General features: G+C 58.7%; 1 protein-coding gene. It reads left to right on the top strand.

What is annotated here, in order from left to right; all coding sequences use genetic code 11:
* The coding region (locus AK963_RS34260; protein WP_202969961.1) for a hypothetical protein at nt 1-664 on the top strand (664 nt) is incomplete at both ends.

Below are 664 nucleotides of genomic sequence, written 5' to 3'. Positions count from 1 at the left end.
CCCAGATCAGGGGGATTGCCAGCAAGCTGAACCCGAAGAAGCTCGGTGCCAACCCATTGGCCAGCAGTGGTGCGCCGATCATTGGCAGTGACCGTGTGGTGGAAAGTGGTAATGGCCGTGTGTCCGCGATCCGCAAAGCTTACCGGCTCTACGGTGAACGGGCCGAAGCCTATCGGAAATACCTGAAGGAGAACGCCGAGGCCTTTGGTCTGAAGCCGGAGGATGTGGACGGATTCAAAGAACCGGTACTGGTACGCCAGCGGCAGGGTGAACTGGACACTGACCAGCGGGTATCGTTCACCAAGGAAGCCAATAAGCCGGAAACGGCCACGATGTCGCCTGCCGAAAAAGCCAAGCTGGACGCCAGCCGCATTACCCGGGAAGACCTGAGCCACTTTGATACCGATGGCACGGGCGATCTGCTGCACCGCAGCAACGACACCTTTCTTGCAAGGTTCGCTGACCGGCTCGGTGATGAGGCCGGAGAGCTGAAGACCAAAGAGGGTAACTGGAATAAGCAGATGCGCGACCGTGTGGAGTCGGCCCTGTTTATGAAAGCCTACGGCGATGACCGGCTCAACAGCCTGTTTGCCGAGGACGACAAGCCTGACCTGAAAAACCTGATCAAGTCACTGGCCATGGCGGCACCGCACTTTGCCAGGGT

This window comes from Endozoicomonas atrinae, from assembly GCF_001647025.1.
In the GTDB taxonomy this organism is placed as follows: Bacteria; Pseudomonadota; Gammaproteobacteria; order Pseudomonadales; family Endozoicomonadaceae; genus Endozoicomonas; species Endozoicomonas atrinae.
The sequence above is the reverse complement of the archived record's forward strand: the minus strand, read 5'-3'. Positions and strand labels throughout refer to the sequence as shown.